General features: G+C 74.0%; 4 protein-coding genes and 1 pseudogene. All 5 read left to right on the forward strand.

Annotated elements, in window-relative coordinates:
- A partial coding sequence (locus tag G3I53_RS19535; protein WP_164438595.1) for a DUF2690 domain-containing protein occupies positions 1–543 on the forward strand: 543 nt, incomplete at its 5' end.
- Between the two features lie 547 nt (positions 544–1,090).
- Positions 1,091–2,080: a malate dehydrogenase gene (locus tag G3I53_RS19540; protein ID WP_164335727.1), complete on the forward strand. Its 990-nt coding sequence runs from the start codon at positions 1,091–1,093 to the stop codon at positions 2,078–2,080.
- Positions 2,081–2,334: 254 nt separating this feature from the next.
- Positions 2,335–4,107 carry a hypothetical protein gene (locus G3I53_RS19545; RefSeq protein WP_164335729.1) on the forward strand — a complete coding sequence of 591 codons (1,773 nt, stop codon included), beginning with the start codon at positions 2,335–2,337 and terminating at the stop codon, positions 4,105–4,107.
- Entirely contained in the window at positions 4,094–4,447 is a 354-nt protein-coding gene (locus tag G3I53_RS19550; protein WP_164335731.1) for a hypothetical protein, read from the forward strand. The genes G3I53_RS19545 and G3I53_RS19550 overlap by 14 nt, the downstream gene beginning before the upstream one ends.
- A gap of 31 nt (positions 4,448–4,478) precedes the next feature.
- A pseudogene (locus G3I53_RS19555) lies at positions 4,479–4,664 on the forward strand (hypothetical protein); the annotation flags it as partial.

Below are 4,664 nucleotides of genomic sequence, written 5' to 3' on the forward strand. Positions count from 1 at the left end.
GCGCACGGCGCACCGCCCGGGGGCGGCGCGGGCCGCGCACGCTCCGGCGGTCCGGGCGGCAAGCGGCGCACCTCGACGTTCGTCGCCGGCGCCGTCGGCGTGCTGGTGGTGATCGCCGCCGCCCTCTACGTCACGAGCATCGAGGACGGCAAGAAGAAGGACACCGTCACCACGTCCCCGTCGCCCACCGCCACCGCCGAACTGCCCCCCGGGGTGGAGTGCAGCGGTGACAGCTGCACCGGCAAGGACGCGGAGGCCATGGGGTGCAGCGGAGACCTCGTGACCACGGCGAAGACCGCGACCGTCGGCACCACCACCGTCGAAGTCCGCTACAGCGAGGCCTGCTCCGCCGCCTGGGGCCGCATCACCCAGGCCACGCAGGGCGACGCGGTGGAGGTCACCGCGGGCAAGGCCAAGCAGACGAACGACATCACCGAGGTCGGCGACACGGTGACGTACACGGCGATGGTGGCCGTGAAGAGCGCGGAACAGGCGAACGCCTGTGCGGTGCTGGCCTCCGGCGAGGAGGGCTGCACCGAGTGACGCGGCCGGGGCGCCGACCGGCCCGACGAGGGACGCGCCCCGCACCCGTGCCCGGACGGCCCGGCGGCTGACCGGGGCACCGGCCCGGCCCTCCATGGGGGTCTCGAACGGGCTTCGTGGGGGATGTGTGGCGGCGGGCATGGCCCGCCGCGGCGGGGGCAGTCGACTGGTACCCCCACGGGAGTCCGGCAGCGGTTTCCCGACGGCGGCCGCACCTGTCCCCCCTCTCCCGGACGGGCGCGGCCGCCTTCTCCGTGTGCCTCCCGTCCTCTTCCCGTCCTCCGCACAGCGGACGGCGCGGTCACCCTGCGTACAGGAGACGGTCGCTCTGTGGGGTGGGCCACAGGGAGCCCGACCGTCCGGGCCGGCGGATGCGCGATAGCCTGACCGCTGGATCTCTCTTGACGCCAAGAGATCGATCATCCGTCGGCGATCCTTCCGTACCGGTGATCGATCGTCGCGGCGGGCACCGGTCACGAGCCGGAAGCGGGATCCCGCACCCCGGGGCAGGGACCGCCCCACCGCCAGCTGTCATACGGAGAACGCCATGACCCGCACCCCCGTGAACGTCACCGTCACCGGCGCGGCCGGCCAGATCGGTTACGCCCTGCTCTTCCGCATCGCCTCCGGCCAGCTGCTCGGCGCGGACGTGCCGGTCAAGCTGCGCCTGCTGGAGATCACCCCGGCGCTCAAGGCCGCCGAGGGCACGGCCATGGAGCTGGACGACTGCGCGTTCCCGCTTCTCCAGGGCATCGACATCACGGACGACCCGAACGTGGCCTTCGACGGCTCCAACGTCGCGCTCCTCGTGGGCGCCCGCCCGCGCACCAAGGGCATGGAGCGCGGCGACCTCCTCGAGGCCAACGGCGGCATTTTCAAGCCTCAGGGCCAGGCCATCAACGCCCACGCGGCGGACGACATCCGCGTGCTGGTCGTCGGCAACCCGGCCAACACCAACGCGCTCATCGCCCAGGCCGCCGCGCCGGACGTGCCCGCCGAGCGGTTCACCGCGATGACCCGCCTGGACCACAACCGCGCGCTGACCCAGCTGTCGAAGAAGACCGGTGTCCCGGTCTCCGAGATCAAGAAGCTGACGATCTGGGGCAACCACTCCGCGACCCAGTACCCGGACATCTTCCACGCCACCGTCGCCGGCAAGAACGCCGCCGAGGTCGTCAACGACGAGAAGTGGCTGGCCGAGGACTTCATCCCGACCGTCGCCAAGCGCGGTGCCGCGATCATCGAGGCGCGGGGCGCCTCGTCGGCCGCCTCCGCCGCCAACGCCGCCGTCGACCACATCCACACCTGGGTCAACGGCACGGCCGAGGGCGACTGGGCCTCCATGGGCATCCCGTCGGACGGTTCCTACGGCGTGCCGGAGGGCCTCATCTCCTCCTTCCCGGTGACCGTCAAGGACGGGACGTACGAGATCGTCCAGGGCCTGGAGATCAACGACTTCTCCCGCGCCCGCATCGACGCCTCCGTCAAGGAGCTCGAGGAGGAGCGCGAGGCGGTCCGCGGTCTCGGCCTCATCTGAGCGAACCAGACGCTGCGCGAGCCCCGGGCTCAGGGCCCCGTACCGGTCACGGCCGGTGCGGGGCCCCGCTGCGTCCGGGCGGGCGGCGGTCCCTGCGTCCGGGCGCTCGGAACACGGATCCCTGGCCAAAGATTGACGCACATCACAGGGTCACCATCTTGACATTCCGATGCCGGTGGTTCCCGATCACCCCTATGCTGATGCACCTTCACTCGTCGGGTCACCCCTGACCCTCGCGCTCCCGAAGGATCGGCATGAGCACCGCACCCGTGCCGCGACAGCCGCCGCACCCGCAGAGCCCGGCCCCGCCGGATCCGCCGCCCGCCGTGCCGCGCGCCAGCGAAGCCACCCGGCTGCTGTGCGCCGGGACCTACCAGGACGCCACGTACCGGGACCGCGTCATCGAGGAGCTCTACCTCAAGGAGCACCGGATCGCCGCGCCCGCGCTCGGCCACGACGCGGCCCGGGTCCTCGCCCACGCCCTGCGGGCCCGCCGGGAGGAACTGGGCTGGTCCGCCGCCGTCCTGGCGCTCTGGGCGGTGGGACTGCCGCTCAGCGGCTGGCTGTTGACCGGGCCGCTGCTGGCCGGACTGGTGCTCGCCCTCGCCCCCGCGCGCCGCGGCGGTCAACAGGGCTCCGCCTACCGGGTGCTGGTCCTGGCCGCCGGACACCTCGTCTTCGCCGTCACCCTGGCCGTGCTGCTGGGCGCCGCGTTCGGCGCCTTCTCCCCGGCCGGGACGGGCTCCTCCTACGACTCCTCGTCGTCGTACGACCCCTACGCCCCCTACGGCGACGCCTCGGCCTACGGCAGCTCGGACGGCACCTCCGACCTGCTCGACGTGCTGTTCCCGGTGTTCGGGGGCGGCGGGGTGGAGCCCTGGCGGGCCTGGACCGGGCTCGGGACGCTCGTCCTGATCGCCCTGTGCGCCGCCGCCCGGCGCGACCGGTTCGCCCGCGTCTTCGCCGGGGAACTGTCCCCCGACCACTTCGCGGACCCGGCCGACGACCCCGCCGAGCAGGCCGACGGCGAGCGCTTCCGGCGGGTCCTCACCCGCATCCGGCGGGAGCAGCACGCGCCGCTGATCATGTACGACGAGGCCCGCCCGTTCCTCGGGGCGGGGTCGGCGTACGACACCTGGGTGCTCGCCGTCGAGCTGCGGCCGGACCCGGACGCCGCCCAGCAGCCGCTCAGCAACCGCGCCATTCTGGAGAAGATCCGTCCGCTGCTCGCCCAGCTGCGGGTGCCCGCCGAGCACGCCGGACCCGCCGTCCGTGACCGGCTGCGCCGGCTGGAGATCGACGAGTGCGTGTTCCTGCCCGTCGAAGGACTGGCCGGGCGGGACGAGGCGCCCTACTCCGCTGCCGCCTTCGAGCAGCACCGGGACCGTGCCGTCGAGGAGGGCGGGGAGCGGCGGCGGCACTTCCTGCGCATCCGGGTCGGCGGCTGGGAGGAGGAACTGGTCGTCACCGTCTTCGTGCGGGTCCACACCCAGGGCGGCATGCTCATGCTGGAGATCGCCCCGCACGTGCTGACCCCGGTCCGCCCCGGGTTCAGGGACGCCGACCGGGAAGCGCTGCGGATCCGCACCGCCGCCCCGGCCGCCAAGGCGGCCGCGGCGCTGGCCCAGGTGCCGCGCTCCGCCGGGCCCGCCCTGGGCACCCTCGGCCGGGGCGCGGCCGACCTGTGGCGGCTGCTGACCGGCGGGCACACCGACGCGCCCCCGGAGGGGCCCGCGGCGTCCGTGCGGGAACTGGCGGCGGTGAGCGCCGGATCCAAGTTCCAGGAGATGGACGTGGCCCGGTACCTGCGCAGCGTCCAGGACCGGATCGGGCGCGGAGTGCGCCAGGCGTTGGCCGAAGCCGGTTACGAGACCGGCGAGTTCATGCAGAAGATCGTCAACATCAGCAACGGCGCCGTGCACATCGACCGGGTCGAGGGGTCCACCTTCGCCATCGGCGACCACGCCCGTGCGACCAACGGCGGCCCCGGGCCGCAGAGGGGACCCAGGACACATGGCACACGATGAACCGGCCGTCCGCATCGGGGACGTCACGGGCAGCACCTTCGCCGTCGGCAGCCACGCCCACGCCGAGAGCCACCACGGCGTTCCGGGCGGGTCCGACCCGGCCGCCCGGGAACTTCTGCGGGCCGTCCGCGATTTGCGGGCGGATCTGGCCCGGGTGCGGCAGAGTGAGCAGACCGCACAGCTGGACGAGGCGCTGGCGGACACCGAGGACGAGATCGACCGCACCGGCGCGGTGGGCGAGAGCCGCCGCCGCAGGGTGCGGGAGCTCCTGACGGATGCCCAGGCCCTGACGGCGGTGCTGGCCTCGGCCGCCACCGTCGCGGGGCTGCTCGGCATGTGACGCGGGCGGCGAGCGAGACGAGGGGGATGCGATGACCGGGGGACCGCGGTACTGGAACGAGGACTCCCAGCGCTGGGAGGAGGCGGACGCCGACGGCGCCGCCGCCGGGCCCGGCGGGGCAACCGGGGGAGGTGCCGACGCCCCCACCGGGCCGGGCGGGTGGCCCACGCCCACCGTGGTCTCCGCCCACGACCCCGGCCCCGCCGCGCCGCCGGAC

This window comes from Streptomyces sp. SID14436, from assembly GCF_010548465.1.
Lineage (GTDB): Bacteria > Actinomycetota > Actinomycetes > Streptomycetales > Streptomycetaceae > Streptomyces.

What these genes read in the sequence shown, in the direction of transcription:
- G3I53_RS19550 (WP_164335731.1), top strand. Translation starts at nt 4,094, where the DNA reads ATGGCACACGATGAACCGGCCGTCCGCATCGGGGACGTCACGGGCAGC.
- G3I53_RS19545 (WP_164335729.1), top strand. Translation starts at nt 2,335, where the DNA reads ATGAGCACCGCACCCGTGCCGCGACAGCCGCCGCACCCGCAGAGCCCG.
- G3I53_RS19540 (WP_164335727.1), top strand. Translation starts at nt 1,091, where the DNA reads ATGACCCGCACCCCCGTGAACGTCACCGTCACCGGCGCGGCCGGCCAG.